The sequence below is a fragment of the Runella sp. genome (assembly GCF_965279615.1).
Lineage (GTDB): Bacteria > Bacteroidota > Bacteroidia > Cytophagales > Spirosomataceae > Runella.
The window spans coordinates 977,550-994,069 of sequence record NZ_OZ257252.1 but is presented as its reverse complement, the minus strand read 5'-3'; the positions used below and the strand labels follow the sequence as shown (position 1 = coordinate 994,069).

Genomic DNA, 16,520 nt, shown 5'->3' with positions numbered 1-16,520 from the left:
ATTTTCACATTCCTTTCCTTTCGTGTCTAAGACACCATGTTTTTTCGCGTATTGCTACGCCCCTTGTGCGCGCTGACGGTTACGTTCCGCAACAGAGTCCTTGTTTGATCCGCCACCTCTGGTGCGATCAATCTCAACCTCCTCTTCGGTTTTACCATCAGACTTTTGTGCCCAGTCTTCGTATTCTTCATAAAACACCCCGGGTATGTGCTCTATGGTCATCGTATCCATACTGCCTTTTACCAAAACAGCTTCTTCAGGAGCGGATGCTTTACGAATTTCGTCCGTTTCATGGTCAATAACCCACCCTTTTTTCTTGAGCATTTTATTGATACGTGAATTGTAATCATCCTGCACTTCGCCATCCTTTAACTTGTCTTTTGACATTTTGGGGACGGACATGGCAAACAAACGCGCAAAGGTTTTGCCTTCCTGAGCGGCACTTACTTTACCGGATACTTTCTCGTAATCAGCTTTGGGAATATAATCCCCGTTTTTGATTTGTTCCTGAATTTTACCCAGTTCCTTTTTAAAGGTTTCAGCATCCGAACTGCTTCCTTTGCTTCGCTCAGAAAGGTATTTGTTCATGAACTTCTGCTTCTTGTAGGTCGTATCAAGCTTATCGTAAGTCTCTTTTTCTTTGTCTTCCAAAAGAGGTTCGTATAATCTCAACTCAGCATCGATTGGGTCAAGAAATTCAGGACGTAACGACTTTCTGTGCTTTTCTTTTAAATTTTTTTCCACTGTCGGATGCGCTTCCGCCTCCGCAAGTGTGACAAAAGTTTCGGAAAGGACTTTAACATCGTTATCGTCCAAATCCTCAGCAACCTCATTGAGTTTTTCAATCAGTACTGTATGTTTTTCGGCATTAAATGCCCCGGTTTTTTCGAGCTGTTTTTTTTAAATAGCTCCCAATTTTTGTCCCATTTTTGTAGGAAAATTTATAATATTAAGTAATTTATTAATTTTATAAAAACAATTTTACTTTTTTTCCGGCTTTTCCGGCTCCCAATCGTCTTCAATCGGCAAAATATCGTATTCTCCTTTTTCTCGATCGGTAAATTTGGCAATGCCCAACAGTTCAAGTCCCTGCAAACGATCCAGTTCAGCTTCACGGGTTTGTTCCCAAAAACGCTTTGTCACCACCTGCTCAATGCCGTTGGTATTCTTGATAACCAACTCTGTCTTGTAATTCAATTCAGAGAATAATTGCGGTTCAACTACTTTTTCTTCCATCTTCTTGATAGGGTTTTGGGTTATAAATTGATTTTCGGCCTCCTTTAAATCATTCACCGTTGGAGGCGTTTGCGGTGACGCAAGCGGTTGGTTTGAATTGGATTCTTCGGATTTTAAACCATCCTGATTATTATTCTTTTTTTCCGAAGTTTCAATATCAGCCTGATTTTCCTGAGCTATTGATTGTGTATCGACATTCGATGACTCATCACCGGAGTCATCGTACGTTGGAAGCCCTTTTAACAGATCATCCGGAAGCGCTGATTCTGAATTTTCTTCATTGATGATTTCATCGGTATTTCCGGTTACCTGCTCATCCTGCGAAACATCCTCAGTCTTTTGAGTGTCTTGGACGGTTTCCGACAATGGCTGACTGCTTTCGTTATTTTGGGCATTGGCCAGCGCCTTTGCCGCTCGTTGTTCCTTAGTTAATCCTGCCATGATTATGTGTTTAAAATGAATTTCAAGCTATGCCGCCTAACCGAATGAACATTTCTTCCGAAATCGGAATCAAACGATGGCGACAATTGTACCCACCCACGTACATAAAAATGGATAGGATGGATGTACCGGGAATCTTGCCTTTCCAATCCAATTTCAGCCAACTCAACACCTGTTTTTTGGTAAAAGCTTTGCCGTGTCGATGGTGGCAAAATTCCCGCGTGGTTTCAATACGATTGCCCATGTAATAATAAAATTGGGCATCCAATTCTTTGGTCACTTCCAATGTATACGCCCTTGAATATTGGTATAAAGCATAGGAAGAGTACGTTGTGAGGGATTTAACCACTTGGCCGTCGTTACCCAGTACTTTGCGTAATGCCTCACGAAAGGCTGTTTTGGTGGATTTGCTGTAAATGTGAAACTGCATGGTCTTTACAATTTCTCCTACCATGCCCTGTTGAATGCCTTCACCCAGCAAACTTTCCCGAACTTTTGCCAATGCTGCGGTAAACGTGTTGGTCACTTTGCGGATTTTATCGGGTTGATTGTTGAAAACCTTATTCAAATAGCTATCCACCTTTGTGATGGTTTCCCCGATCTTCGTTACCAAATTATTGACCATGACACCGTAACCGGCGGATTGGATCAATCTCGGCAATTGAAATTGAGCAGCCAGCAACACATTCAGGTTTTCTCCCAAACTCAGCGTATTATCTACTTTGTCAATGAACTCATATAAACCGTCCAATACGACGGCATTGATGGCTAAAATGCGTTGTCTGAGCGATTCCAGCCATTTGGTCAATTGATCTTCCCAATCAGCCAATTCTTCCAATTCTTCCATTACGCTGCCTGTTGGTCTGCATTGTCGATGTTAATCGGAGTATCAATCGTCAACGGTACTGCCAACCCATTGGGAATGGAAGAAGTATATTTCTCATTCAATTGCCAAAGGATCACTTTGCGTTGTTGAATGGTCTTTTGGTAAAAATCATCATACAACAATTCCGCTTCATCCAGTAAAGGCTCGAATTGCAGTGAAAACACAAACAATTTGATGAGCTCCTTGTGTGCATCGCTTCCGGGTGTGGCTACCTGAGCCGCCAAGCCCAATTGAAAAACCTTCTCCGTCGTGGCCATGCTTCGATACGGGTCCAATTCCAAACGGGTGATGTACCGCTTGTACTCTTTGGAATCTTTCCCTGCCTGGTATTCCAACCAACGCGCCTGAATGATGCCGACCAACACGGGATCGTATTTGTTATTCAATGCATCATTGAGTTCATTGCGGGTTTCATCAATGCCTGAAAGCATGAAACGACTTGGCACCAACACCGTCGGCAATTCCAATTCATCAAAGCCCATTGGCCCATACAGCCAACACATTTCCATTTCATACCCCCATTGCAAAAGCGTACAAAGGTGTTTGGCCAATACGATGGAATCTTTGTAAAACTCCTCCCGGTCCACCTCTTTGGCCTTGCCCGTTTCCACCAATGGCGTACGGTTGTGAAACTGCATATGAACATCCGCATAGGCTTCCTCCGTTTTGCGTTTGTATTCTTCCACCAACGCCTTTACTGACTCAATCGGACGCGGAATAAAACCGCCCGGAACAGGTGGCGCAGACGCTGCGGCATCATCCGTAAAGCCCTCTTTTTTGGGCATGGAATACACAATAAAACCCAATGCCGAAGACTCTACTTCAAAACCGGTACCATGGCAATTCGGGCAATTTTGTTTACCTGCAATTTCATGATTTTTGAAAATCGGTACTTTGCCTTTGTCACACTTTTCATGCTGACAAACCCGCGTGGCTATTCGGTATTCCTGCGAATTCACATGATAATTGAATTCAATCTGAATATCCGAATACCTGCCCTGCGCATCCTTGATATGCTCCAGCGCATTAGTCACCGTTGAGGCAAACAATTCTTCCCCTTTGCCGTTCGACTTCAATCGTTTCAAACCGATCTTACGCGCCGGCATGGATTTGCAATTGTGTTTGAAGGGCAAAAACGTCAATTCACCTTCATCGCTGAGCGTATAGTCCCGGGACATACCCCAAATTTTGAATGTGCTTTTTTTGAGCGTTTTGGAGGAATCCCGTATTACTTCACGAACGATCGTAAAACTTTCATCGTCAAAAAAGTAAAGTAACAGGCCATTTTTTTCGGTTTTACCCGTATCTCTGATCTGTACCAATACTTCTTTGGTCGAACGAAGCACTGCCCATTTACCTTTACGGAACTGCAATACGTTTTCTGAAGGTATCAGCTCAGCTTTAGGCAAATACGGTTCATTGTCAGATTGCGGAAGCGATTCAGGTACAAACACCAACACCGCATTGGGATCATCCACAAACTGGGTTTTCACATAATCGAAAAACCAATCCTGAAAGCCTTTTTTTTCATTAAAGGAGTTCTTGTCGTAATTGAACAACGTTTTGCCCTGTTTGCCCTCCGGCCATTTCACGCCAAAATCATCTGACTCGGGAATGTAGTCCAACCGTCCGATTTGCTTATCACGAAAGCCTTTGAACGTATTGCGGAAGATAGCTTCACGATACGTTTTATGCTCCGTCTTTTCCCTCGGACGGTTGATATTCAGATAATCCGGATATTCATCCCCAAACACTTTCGCAATATCCTCTTTGAGGTCTTTGGCTTTGCCATGAAATTCATGACACATATCCTTTGGCAGTTTCCCGTCAATGGAAATACGCTCTAAAACACTCATTACCTGCGAAAGCTTAATCATAAATAAAGGGGTATAAATCCTGTGTTGTAAATTAAGATGCTACGATTTTAAAGCAGTAATAAGCAAAAATGCCTGTTTCGTTCTCGTATGCATGTGTAAAGCGGTGTGTACCGGTCGAAAGCGCCGTAAAGGAAATAACACCTGTTGTCGGATTGACACTGCCTGTTACACCACCGGGGAAGGCTTCATCATCGTTGTAAAAAAGATAATGAGAACCGCAACCTTTAGGATCGGTCACATCGCGTGTAAATCCGCAAGTGGCGTTGGTCGTACGGTTGAACGTAATACAATCCCCGGCACAGCCCGGCTGTTGTGTCATATTGACCAAAGCAGATGGGGCTGCGGCAAAATTGTATACCATTAATTCTGCATCCAAATCCCCTACAGTAATACCGAAATATGGTACCAATTCCCCGTCCAAATCATTCCATGAAATTTCAAACTCACCTGCAATGACATTTTCACGTTCACCGGTGATAGGGTGACCAATGCTTTCAAACACCGGGCTATTGGTTTTTGCATCAATTTTTTGCACCGAATTGGCGGTATACAACCAAATGTCATACCCTCTGGAATTGCGTCGCAAATCATTGAAAAAAGGAATGTTTCGGTAAAAGTGCTTGTAAGTAAGTTGGGCCGTTTCCTGCACTTCACCCGTTGGCCGTGGCTTGAAGGCACGTCCGTACGTCATACCTTCCGTGATTTCCGTGGGTTTACCTTTGGTACCGTTGATGGTACCTTCACCGAAGAAATAGGCTCCTCCCTGGTATGCTAAATCTTTTTGCAGTAAGGCGATATTTGCCGCTGTTACCACCGTAGCACTTCCACCAAATGGGGTATAAGACCCGCCAATGTCGGGGAATTTACCCTTTTTGGTCAATACCATCGCAATGTATTGACTTGCCGGTGCCTTTACTGCACGGCTTTGACGAAGTGTCGAAATACCGACATCTCCTTTTAAAAAATCCGTTAATCCTGTCATATCGATCTCCTCTGCCGTTTAAAATGAAACTAATCAATTGTATAGGTATATTCCTCAGGCAATGACTTTGAAAGCTTTACATGTGCAATACCATCAATCACAACTCCGCTTGCTTCTTCACCGTTAAAGGTTCCCGAAACCTTTTCAATGCCTTCCGGACATTGAATGACGAATGTGTCATTATTGGCTATGTACATAAGGGTAGGTTTTTCAACTTTTTGCCCCGGTACTTCTTTAACATCGTTTGTCACAGGCTCTTCAATTTTGACCGCAATAGCTGTCGCTTCCTGACCTTCCAATGACACATTCACTTCCTGTACACCCTCTTCAATTTTTGATTTTGCCATAATTTTTTATGTTAAAACTGCCTGAAACGTCTTAAAATCACCTATATTGGTTTTGTCACGAACCTCAACATTATATGTGCCTGCGCCTGAGGGTACGCCATATTCACGCGAATACCTTTTTGAGCCAATAAAATTCATATCAACGTAAGGGCCGACGGTCAACCCATCAATTTTCATTTCCAAAGCGGGGTCTGTAGAAGCGGCAATAATCGTAATTATTAACAATGCGCCTTCCCAACGGAAATTATAGCCGGCGTTTGAAATTACACTTGAAGGCACAGGAGCGACCGGAACAGTAATGCTATACTCCCTTTCAAAAAAACGGGCAACATTGTTGGCATCGATCACCCGAATGGTTTTGATCCCATCTGTGGTATACGTTTTCGAATGAACGTTACTGGCGGCATCTGCATCAAATTTGATGCTGTACCCTTGAGAGCAATTCTGCACATTATCCACCGTTAAAATCACAGTACCGTCACTGATTTTTTCGATCAAATCGAAGCCGATACCGGTTAACTGTTCAATGCCGCTGACAGGATTTACGGGGGTATGATTGAAAGATTCCGGAGCATATACGGCAGGTAATTGAATACCCGTTGTTTCGGTATATTCGGATGCAGTCATTGTATTCTCACCAATCTCTACTGTTTCCGGCAATAGCCATCCCGTAGGTTTTGCTCCGGTACCGAGAACAATAACAACACCACCCACTTTTTGCCCGAATGTACCGACGCAGGCATAAATAGGTTCATTTTCGATTAGGGAACGATTCAATGCAACAATGCCGATATTGTCATTCAATGCCACGCTACCCAATTGATTGTAAAGCGCATCAAATACCAATACAATGGTGGCATCTGACTGAACAGCCTGAACTTTTACATTGGTACTTCCCGCCTCAAAACCTTCAATTATAACGGCCAATTCATCAAACATAACACCGTGTTTTACCCATTGAAATCCGGCCCGTAGTCCGGTCCGTAATCTGTGCTTTCAAACTCCTCATCCATGTAATAAATCACCTCTGCATCCTGACTTTCCAATTCCTGTAAATAGTTTACGGACAAAGCGGCCACTTTCTCACATTTGATTTCCAATGTTTGACCACTGGAAATTCTCACCAATCTCGCAAATCGTACAAGTGACCGCTTTGGCACCACACCACTCCACAATTCATATCCACCGGGTGCAATCCGTATTTTTCGTGCATCACCATCGTTGTAAATGATGATACTGTATTCCGCAGCGGGCAATACATTCGTATCTTGCTGCAATTCAGGCTCAAATGTGCCATATTTCAATAGGATATTTAGGCCATACGAGAAGCCATCCAATACTACACTCCCGTATTTGACTGGTTTTGAGTCAATTGCAAAGTAGGTGGTTTTGTTGTTGCGTTCGGCTTGAGTTACCAGTGTGGTTTTTGCCTGCTTTTTACGAGACGATTCCGAAATAATATTTTCCGAGTACTCCCCTTCGGAAAAATACGCCTTATCGGATATCCAAACATTTGTATGTTTGAGCCAAGCCGCCAAAGTGGCATGAAAATTATCATCTTCCGCACGCGTGATAAGTTCGGTCGTTTCCTGAATGATAGTATTAGACCTGCGATATCCACCGCCAAGCAGCTTGGTTCGATTTTCCTGTGAGCGTTGCATGGGAGTGTTTAAATACACAGGCAACCTTATTACCTGTGTCAACTTTTCAAAGTACTCATAGCCCATTGCCTCATATTCATCCGCTACCTCTACCAGATTAGTTTCCTCAGAATTGGCCACTGTATCAAGCAGGTTGCTGTACCCTAAAATAACATTGTGTTTGGCGTCAATGAGTTGAATGCAATAGGTTTGGGGCGTTGTTGGAAAATCAATTTCCAAAACCAATTGATTGGATTTTAATACGCGCGGCTGTTGCACAATGACAATATCCGCAATGTCCTCATCCGTGTATTTGTTCCCCGGAACTGCCCGGCCGTCCAATGCTGCCCCCTGTGCCACTTCCACATAATCCACTGCACCTGATAACCCCAATGCAATTCCCACCGAATCGGCATCATCAGTGCTTTTGGCAATGTATTGTTTCGCCCCCAGTACATATTTATTGCCTTTGATTACATCACTGCCGATACTGATGCGGTATTTGTCTTTGTTGCCAGCTGCTATGGTTTGCAGATCATTCAAATACAAATTCGGCTCATTGAGATTCTCTATTTTCTCATTTCCGGCAATCGCGGACCATGTGGGTATTACGCCGGCCGTTACTTCATAATAGCCTGAAGTTGCTGCCAACTCCGCTTTGATGGTAGCGGCTGTGTCTGTGGCCGCGGCTGTTTTGGTTACCAAAGGTTTTCCCGTAGCCTGTATTTGAAACGTATTCCCCGTTCTGACGCTGCTTCCCACCGACACAATGTATCTGTCATTGCCGCTGAATGTATCAAAATACGTAAGATTCAAACTCGGTTTATTGGTATTGGTTACATACCGATATCCTTTTGTTTTTTTGATGCTGACCGGATCGGATTGAGCAATGATAAAGCGCTCATTCTCGCCAATCAACGCCTTTTTGACCGTTTCAATCGTATCTCCTTTCGCCACTTCATATTTGGCTGTATTCAATTCGAAAATGTTGCCTTCCTCTACATTTTCAATGACAATATTCCACGAATTTTGAGCAGGGTAGGAGATGGTATTGACGAAAGCAACATACAGGGCAGGGGTATTGGAATTCTGCTGATCTACCTGACCGATACCAATGGAAAACTCCTCATCTTCAAACTTAAAATTGTCATTGGTAAAAGCACGTACCTTCAACAATGTTCCGCGTCGATACACCAACACTTTTGTGAAAGAATAACTTTCAAAATATTCTTTGATCTTGACGGCATATTCCTCTTTACCTGCAGCCGTTTCCGTAACCGTACCGAGCACCAAATCACCATTGGCGCGCGTCAGCCCGAATTGTTTGTAATTGGCAATGGTGGAAATGCCATTGACCTTCAAGGTAAATTCCACGTACTTTTCACACAATTGCGGCCGGATAACCGCTTTTTTGGCAGTATCCGTGAAAGCACCTGTCCATACACCCGGGCAATTGGTAACACATGAAAGAATTCGAGCCTCCACAAACTGAGGATCTACCCCGCGCAAAATGGATTTATGCAGCAACAACCGCCAAAAATCACCCGTTTGCGCTTCAAACGTTTTGAGTTTATTGACAGGGTGATGCAGGTTTTTGACTTGGGCTTCACCATTATCCGTGACCCATTGCAGAAAATTCACAAATCGTTTCATTAATAATAAAAAGAAGATATTTATAAATTTACTAATATATATCAAAAATAATAAATAGAACATAAACAATTTAGGCTCTACAAAAAATATAAAATATTGCCAAATCAATTTTGAACACCCTATGAAGTACGTCTTTCTCGGCATAGTTTGACCGCTTGATAACTTTTTGCAAAATAAAACGTAGAATATTAAAGGAGTTACTTTAATAGACAATAATGTAAGGTCACTATTTAAAAACTTCAATCTGATAAAAATGATAGACCCAAAAAATGAAAATTATGCATACCGGTCATACATTAAAGATGTATATATTGAATTGCCGGATTATCAATTCAGCCACAGTCCTTTAGGCAAAGAATTGCCGTCGGGTATGGATGAAGAGATATTTCTGGGTAGAGGTCAGATAGAAGAAAAATTCCTGAATATCTTATTGAAAAGTGAAAATAACAGCTCTGGATCATACCTGATTACAGGGTACAGAGGCATGGGTAAAACCAGTTTTGTTAGAAAAGTAATAAAGAGTTATAAAAAAACACTGGGTGAAAAAGGAGAAAAGGTAGAAAAGATAGATATTAGCTTTGCTCAATCCAATCTTAATGAAACGGATATTTTAAAACAAATTACAAATAATCTGATACAAAGAGCTGAAGAAAATAAATTATTGAACATAGTAGAATTATTTACACTGACAAGTATTTTTAGATTTGTATGTTTTGCGTTAATGTTTTTTGCTTTAATTTACTATGTATTTTTTTACTCATATAATTCTAATAAATCATTTATTCGGCAACAGTATGTATATAGAGATTCAACTGTATTGAATGAAAAAATGTCTACAAATGTAGAATCAAAAATAAATGATTCATTGAAGAAAAACTTAGGGCATTTTAATACAAAACAAGTAATTGTTGATTCATCTAGTATTAAAATAACAAATGATAAAAGTGAGAATTTTATAAAAAGATTTTTTGCAAATCAAAATAACCCAATCAAAGAAATACTGGATAATAATAACGAAAACAAGCTCACAGTTTTATTAGCTTATTTAGTGCTTCTGGGCATAATAGCTTTGGTAATTACATATGCTTTTACAATATTTAAAAATACCTTGTCTTTTGTATTTAACACTGTTAAGAATATAAATTTTTTAATAGGATTAACTATAGTTTTTTTTACATTAACCTTGTTTGTATTTGATTTGCTATTCTTAGAAGGATTGCCTTTTGCAATTGGCTGCTTTCTCATTTCTTTAATGATTGCTCTATTTATTTATGAAGGAAGCGAATTTTATAGTGTTCCTGAATTAAGATATATATACGAAGTTACATTCGGAGAGTATAAAATTTATAAAAAATTGAAAACTTTACAGGAAAGAAGCAATGCAGCAATTACCAATGAAAATGGGATACAAAGTTTAAGTGAACAGTTGCCACTTGGATTTATTCAACGAAAAGTTAGACAATATGCAATAAAAAATCCTAAAGAAATTGAATATGAGTTAATTGATATTTTACAAGATTATAATAAACTTAAAAGTTATAAGAAAAAATTTATAATAGTATTTGATGAGCTGGATAAAGTTGAGCCATCACCCGGTAAAGGTTTCTATTATAATGACTTTGAGCCCTCTGAACAGATAGAGTTTAATCAAATAAAGATTAATGAAATTAGAAATAGAAAAAATTTGATAATAAATATATTATCCACGTTGAAATATTTTATTACAACAGCTAATTCTAAATTTGTTTTTATTGCCGGTAGAGAAATGTTTGATGCTTCACTTGCCGATATTGCGGATAGAGAATCTTTTATAAGCAGTATTTTTCACCATGTAATATATGTTGATAGTTTCTTAAAAGACTCAAACGATAATGACTTAAGAACAAAAGGAGTGACAGCGTTAGTTGACTCTTATCTTGAAAAAATATTGATTCCAAGAGATAAATTAAAAAATGATAAAGCAGTTTCATTTTTGAAAAAATATTACAATTTTTTAAAAGAAGACAGAAATGGTATGTATTCTGAAAGTCAGATTTTGAAAACAATTTATATACTGCAAAATTTTGTAATTTACTTAACATATAGAAGTAATGGTTCTCCTAAGAAATTGACTAAATTAATAGAAGAATATATTGTTAGTTATAATGAAGAATGGAGAGATAATGAATTGAAGTTGGTGATACATGCCACAGTAATGAATGAAAATGAAAACGTATTGTTTCTTGATTTTCCTTTCAAACATCAATATCGTTTTGGTTTTATCTCCTATTTATTTAGGCCATTCATATTAGCCCAAAGTCAGGTTATAAAAAAATTCAGCGATACTGTTCTAGTTTCTATGCCATATCTGATGGATCATATTCTGAAATTTCACCCATTTGCTTTTTCTATTGAAAATTTAGAGTTAATCCCTGAAATAATTACCAATAATCGTAATCCAATGTTTCGATTTTTTATCGAAGAATTAATAAAATACTTGCGGAATAACCATATTAGAGAAACTGAACTTGGCCTTTTTGATTATAGATTCTTCAATAAAACAGCGAACGAAATCACATATATATCTAAAATTTTTGAAGATGAGCTGGCTGCATTTAACTTTTCTTTAGATGAAATGTATAACGTGAAACAATATGTACTGACTAAAATTAAGAATATAAGAAATAACTATAGCCAATTAAATACAGGAGTTAATAATGAAGGAAACAGTGTTATCTATTCTATTGCTTTTTTAAATAACCTTCTTGGTGATACACAGTATTTTGACCAGGAGTTTGATGATTCAATTGTGGCTTACTTAGATGGTTTACAACTCCTTAGAGAATGTAATGAAGATACCTTTGAACGAATCGTACTGCTTGTGAAAATAAAACTAAAGCTTGGTCTTGTTTATGAAAAGATGAAAAACAATAGTCTGGCATTGGCTTATTTTAATGATGCTATTGCTGATATACGAAATTTTGTTTATACAGCTGTAGTAGGTATTGATAGAGTTAGAATCGAATCGCGATCTCTTGAAGAAAAGGAATTGATTCGTAACTCAACAAAAAAATTGGTGTCATACAGCGAAATTCTACAAATTATCCATTTGCCTTATTCAGCCAGCCTTTTTTTACAGGAAAAACATAATGTTGAAGGTATAAATATCGAAAAAATTCAAAATTATAGTTTAGATCTTTTGTCGATCATTGAACATATTAATAAAAAAGACGGAAATAATGAAATAGTGCTTTCAGGGCATTATGTCGATATGGGGAATTTGTTGTTTTACAAAAATTTTGTTGAAAAAAAATACGTAAAGATAGTTGACGAGAATCCTTTTATTTTTCTAATTAATAAACAGTTTTCGATTGACGAACGCTTTGTTTTAATAAATGAAAAAAATCAGTATAATAAAGATTACAGAGCTTCATATCAGGCATTTTACTATTACCAACAAGCTTTAAATACTTTGTTGCCTTTAAATACTGCTTTAACCTATCATTCTTTGTGCTGTGAAGGTGCTGAAAAATTAAGGTTTTATAAAAACATCTATAGTAAAACATATTTAAAAGTGTTGGCATTTGCTTTCTCAAATGCTGCTAATTCTTTATATACAGTCTCAGAAAATAATCAAAAAAATACATTTAACTGGTGTATTGATTTATGGGAAAACAGGTCTGATATTGTTGCTTTTTTTGATAATGTAACTTTAGAGAAATTAAATAGTGCTAACGTAGTTAATGATTTTGATAAATTAACTTCTAAACACAAATTTGTTGAATTTGAATTGAATCAATTAAAAATTGACTCCAGAAATAAGTCGTTGTTTGAATATAAAATAAATCAATTCAAGAATTTTGACAGACCAATGGTGTTTTGGGATATTGTTGCGCATTATTATTTTAAAGAAATTGAAGCGTGCATAAAAGAAACTAAAAGCATTAATAAAGAAATAGAAAACGTTAATCACCTCGAATATATTATTTTTAATTATTATTTATCTGCAAGATTCTATTCTAAGATTGGTAAAAACGCCAGCTTTAGCTTTCAACTTAGAAAAATTTTACAATTGGTTAGAAATTCTGCCTTTTTTTCAAAAGACAATAATTATTATGACGCTGAAATAATTGAATATAATGATGGATTGATTAAATTTTTAGAAGCCAGTATATTTCAGATGATTTTAGAGGCTACCAGTTGGAATAGTGGATCGACTGATAGGCCCCAGATATACAAATATAAGTATATCGTTGGAATGAATGATATCTTCCACCCTGAAAAATATACAAAATACAATTATTTAAATATCTCTAATAATTCTGAAATTAAAGAAGCTGTCTTTTTTATGGCAGATCTGAAAGTAAGAAATCTTGATCTAACCAAATACCCCAATTATGACCTGGTTTCTAAATATATATACAATTCTGAATACTCTGCTAAAGGAGAGCCTGTTGAAATACTAAAAGGTATCCCTGAGTTGAATTTGGTACACCCCTATATTGGAATAACCTCCCAGTTTACCCGTATTCAGGAGCTTGATTTACAGGAGAAAATCAATAAAGTATTGCTTTCAAAGATATTTCCCAATTATGAAGAATGGGAAGTGGATTTTAAAGAACATAAAAGGTCTGAAATATATTCGAAAAAGAATAGAAATGGACATAAAAGTCTGGAAAACACAAGTGGGATTGTCAGTAGTATTGATAAATACTTAGATGATTCTGAAAATGACCCGAAGAAGACTTTTTTTGCTGAATACAAAAAAATTACTTCTAACTCTATCTTTTCATTGATTCAAATAATAAATATAATCAAAATGTATGGTGTCAACCCATACCTTAGCTATTCATACATTGCTAATTTTCACCGAAAACTTGGAAAATGGCTTAAGCATTATGAGTTATGTGACTTGTATGACTATGAAAATAATATAAAAGAACAATTTACAGTTAAATTTTACTTAGAGAAAATGATTGGTTCTGAAGCGATGGTGACATTGGACGCTACCTCTCAATTTCAAATTGCCTTGCAGCACTATCATAAAGCAAAACAAATGCATAGCAATGGTATTGCATATCATCAGGATATGAGTAATTTTATTTTTTTGGAGGGTGACTATGATGATAATCTATATCATTTTGGAATTGCCTTAGAAAGACAAAAAATAAATTCTCATCAAATACGGGATAGAATCAAAGAGCTTGAAAAAGAATTGGTAACCTCTCCACTTTATAAATATTCCAGTTATGCTAATACCAAGGAATTTTGATAATTATATGCAGTAATAAAAATTTCTTAGTTTATTAAATTTTCAACTCAAACCCTTCAATAATGGTATTAAAGTCAGACCCGCTCCCCGCCGCTCCGGGACGATAACTTGCCTTGTTGACCAATACTTTTACCATCCTGTTTTGCGGATAAAAAGTGAGTGTATCACCCAAAAGCACCCATTCACGCGACGTTAAATTGCCTTGGACCAACACAGGGCGACCGGTGAATCGGGGTTTGTCAAAAGCAGCTGTAGTTTTAGTATTATCAGGACTGCCTTTGGTTTTGGTCAGTACCTGATTGGAGGCTGACCAAACACCGCCCCAGTTTTCCAACACCTGCTTTGTGTCAATAGGATATTCATAGCAGGGTATCAGAAACAATACATCATCATTGTTTTCATCTTTATCTGTCCGATTGCCGCCTACTTCAAATTGCTGACGACGAACCGCCTCAATGAGTTTTTCACTTGCACAAAGCGTTGTACATACCAAATCCAATGTATTGTTGATCTTTAGTAAGCCCGTACTGTATTCTTCATTACCGTACTTTTCTTCATTGCCCGTTGGTGTACCCGATTGCCATTTATTGAAACCCACTCGTACCCGACTGACGAATACTTCAGACGATGTGCCTCTTTCGTAATAGTTCACATCCTGCATGACTACACCATCATCCGTATTGTCAATGTAGAAATCAAAAGAAACAATGCTGATCTCATTGTCACCCACCCGATTAATCATCAAATTGTGAAGCCGATTAAGATCATCCCATAATTGCCCGAAGCTTGCTATCAAATCCGCTTTGACACCGCGCAAATTATACCCGTTGGTGATCCACTCTTTTTCCAAAGCAGGCACTTCGTTTCGTATTACCAGGTTAGGAGCGATTATGGCTGCAATCAGCCGCAATGCATCAATGGCATAACATCCATAACACGTTGATTCCGGAACTGCATTGTCGGGGTTTACACCCAAATAGGAATCATCCCGGTAATTAAATTCGTAATCCGCACTTGTTCCCACAAAACTGAGCTTAATGAATACCTGCCCGTTTTGTGGTACCGTTATCTCACGGTCAACAGCATACGTCACAGTGGTTAAAGCATTTGTCAATACCACATCCACAATGGTATAAGACGTTGTGCCGACGCCTGAAATGACATACAAAATAACCTGCCCTGTCATGGTAGTGGAACTGCGGTGGGCAATGGAGATACGAGCCGTCACATAAACGCGCTTCTCATCTCCCGTACTGTTTACCCAAACGGGTTGTTCCTGATTTACATCATTGACGGTTTGTGGTGTTCCCGTTGATTCCGCCTTGGAGGAAGCTGCTTTCCATGCAGGAAAATGAGAAGGATTTTTAGAAGCCGGTGTTTTCCAAGCCACTCTTGCCAAATCGGAATTGATCGTGTGGGTTACCGATTGAGCCAAGGCAATCGTCTCAATGGTAAATAACGTTTCAGGTGTAATACTGACAACCGCATCCAATTGCAGATTCAGGGTTTCCACATCACCGTTATCGCGCATAGTTACACTCCAGCCATCAGGTTTTTCCCGACAGTTTGCCATGTTGATTTCAGAATCAATAAAATTGGCCCCATCATTATCCATCAATTGAAATCGTACGGCCGCATCTACTTTGTATTTCTCAAAAGCACTGTTCAATATGGCTATAGCAATCGGCTCACTAATTGTAACCTCGCCGATGCCTCTGGCCATACCCGTATTTTTGACACGGCCAATATTGATCCGTGTTTGACCGCGCAGGCGTGTGGAACGTAATTTTTCAAAGTACATTCCGGCCATTCCTGCCGGTTCATCAATGGTAATGTTGTCAATGGCTATTTTCAAGGTTCGAATGTTTTTCCGGTTTGCTCTTTGTATTCAGCTTCCAATGTGTCACGAACATCAATGATGCGGTCAATTTGATTTTGGCGCACATGAGCCGGTTGATGCAAATACAAAGTGACGGTATGCAATGCCTGAAAAAGACGTTTAGACATGGCAGAAGATAAGATGATCTGTCCACGTTCACGCTTGACGTTTTTTCGTATTTGCTTTGTCATCAAATAGGTCGATTTGACCATTTCTTCGGTACTGGGTATTTTAGGTTTTGGGGGCATGTCAGGAATTGTAGCTATTGAATAATAAGCAAGCAGTATTTTTTATTAATATTAATAAATTACTTAATATATTTCAAAAA

11 protein-coding genes are annotated in these 16,520 nt (G+C 38.4%); 1 reads left to right on the top strand and 10 read right to left on the bottom strand.

What is annotated here, in order from left to right:
- Positions 1 to 54 precede the first annotated feature (54 nt).
- The 8 genes from ACQY73_RS04520 to ACQY73_RS04485 all read right to left on the bottom strand — a co-directional run bounded on the left by ACQY73_RS04520 (position 55) and on the right by ACQY73_RS04485 (position 9,062).
- Positions 55 to 744, bottom strand: a complete 690-nt coding sequence (locus ACQY73_RS04520) for a hypothetical protein (RefSeq protein ID WP_428662058.1) — start codon at positions 742 to 744, stop codon at positions 55 to 57.
- A 237-nt stretch (positions 745 to 981) separates the two neighbouring features.
- Positions 982 to 1,677, bottom strand: coding sequence for a hypothetical protein (locus ACQY73_RS04515; protein ID WP_428662055.1), 696 nt, complete (start codon positions 1,675 to 1,677; stop codon positions 982 to 984).
- 22 nt (positions 1,678 to 1,699) lie between these two features.
- A complete protein-coding gene (locus ACQY73_RS04510; RefSeq protein ID WP_428662052.1) occupies positions 1,700 to 2,524 on the bottom strand; it encodes a hypothetical protein in 825 nt (274 codons plus the stop codon).
- Positions 2,524 to 4,440, bottom strand: coding sequence for a hypothetical protein (locus tag ACQY73_RS04505; RefSeq protein ID WP_428662049.1), 1,917 nt, complete (start codon positions 4,438 to 4,440; stop codon positions 2,524 to 2,526). The genes ACQY73_RS04510 and ACQY73_RS04505 overlap by 1 nt, the downstream gene beginning before the upstream one ends.
- Before the next feature lie 31 nt (positions 4,441 to 4,471).
- Positions 4,472 to 5,422 carry a hypothetical protein gene (locus ACQY73_RS04500; protein ID WP_428662046.1) on the bottom strand — a complete coding sequence of 317 codons (951 nt, stop codon included), beginning with the start codon at positions 5,420 to 5,422 and terminating at the stop codon, positions 4,472 to 4,474.
- 29 nt (positions 5,423 to 5,451) lie between these two features.
- A complete protein-coding gene (locus ACQY73_RS04495) occupies positions 5,452 to 5,769 on the bottom strand; it encodes a hypothetical protein (RefSeq protein ID WP_428662044.1) in 318 nt (105 codons plus the stop codon).
- Positions 5,770 to 5,775: 6 nt separating this feature from the next.
- Positions 5,776 to 6,708, bottom strand: coding sequence for a hypothetical protein (locus ACQY73_RS04490; RefSeq protein ID WP_428662041.1), 933 nt, complete (start codon positions 6,706 to 6,708; stop codon positions 5,776 to 5,778).
- An 11-nt stretch (positions 6,709 to 6,719) separates the two neighbouring features.
- Entirely contained in the window at positions 6,720 to 9,062 is a 2,343-nt protein-coding gene (locus ACQY73_RS04485; protein WP_428662038.1) for a hypothetical protein, read from the bottom strand.
- A gap of 253 nt (positions 9,063 to 9,315) precedes the next feature.
- On the opposite strand from ACQY73_RS04485, the gene ACQY73_RS04480 reads away from it, so the two are divergent.
- Positions 9,316 to 14,313, top strand: a complete 4,998-nt coding sequence (locus ACQY73_RS04480; RefSeq protein WP_428662035.1) for an ATP-binding protein — start codon at positions 9,316 to 9,318, stop codon at positions 14,311 to 14,313.
- Between the two features lie 34 nt (positions 14,314 to 14,347).
- Here the strand turns inward: ACQY73_RS04480 and ACQY73_RS04475 are convergent, their stop codons facing one another.
- Positions 14,348 to 16,168 (bottom strand): hypothetical protein, encoded by a 1,821-nt coding sequence (locus ACQY73_RS04475; RefSeq protein ID WP_428662032.1) that lies wholly within the window; start codon positions 16,166 to 16,168, stop codon positions 14,348 to 14,350.
- Positions 16,165 to 16,383 carry a hypothetical protein gene (locus ACQY73_RS04470; protein ID WP_428662029.1) on the bottom strand — a complete coding sequence of 73 codons (219 nt, stop codon included), beginning with the start codon at positions 16,381 to 16,383 and terminating at the stop codon, positions 16,165 to 16,167. Before ACQY73_RS04470 ends, ACQY73_RS04475 begins: the two co-directional genes overlap by 4 nt.
- Between the last annotated feature and the right edge of the window lie 137 nt (positions 16,384 to 16,520).

Coding starts and splice junctions, on each gene's coding strand:
- ACQY73_RS04515 (WP_428662055.1), bottom strand. CDS start 1,677: ATGGCAGGATTAACTAAGGAACAACGAGCGGCAAAGGCGCTGGCCAAT.
- ACQY73_RS04510 (WP_428662052.1), bottom strand. CDS start 2,524: ATGGAAGAATTGGAAGAATTGGCTGATTGGGAAGATCAATTGACCAAA.
- ACQY73_RS04505 (WP_428662049.1), bottom strand. CDS start 4,440: ATGATTAAGCTTTCGCAGGTAATGAGTGTTTTAGAGCGTATTTCCATT.
- ACQY73_RS04500 (WP_428662046.1), bottom strand. CDS start 5,422: ATGACAGGATTAACGGATTTTTTAAAAGGAGATGTCGGTATTTCGACA.
- ACQY73_RS04495 (WP_428662044.1), bottom strand. CDS start 5,769: ATGGCAAAATCAAAAATTGAAGAGGGTGTACAGGAAGTGAATGTGTCA.
- ACQY73_RS04490 (WP_428662041.1), bottom strand. CDS start 6,708: ATGTTTGATGAATTGGCCGTTATAATTGAAGGTTTTGAGGCGGGAAGT.
- ACQY73_RS04485 (WP_428662038.1), bottom strand. CDS start 9,062: ATGAAACGATTTGTGAATTTTCTGCAATGGGTCACGGATAATGGTGAA.
- ACQY73_RS04480 (WP_428662035.1), top strand. CDS start 9,316: ATGATAGACCCAAAAAATGAAAATTATGCATACCGGTCATACATTAAA.
- ACQY73_RS04470 (WP_428662029.1), bottom strand. CDS start 16,383: ATGACAAAGCAAATACGAAAAAACGTCAAGCGTGAACGTGGACAGATC.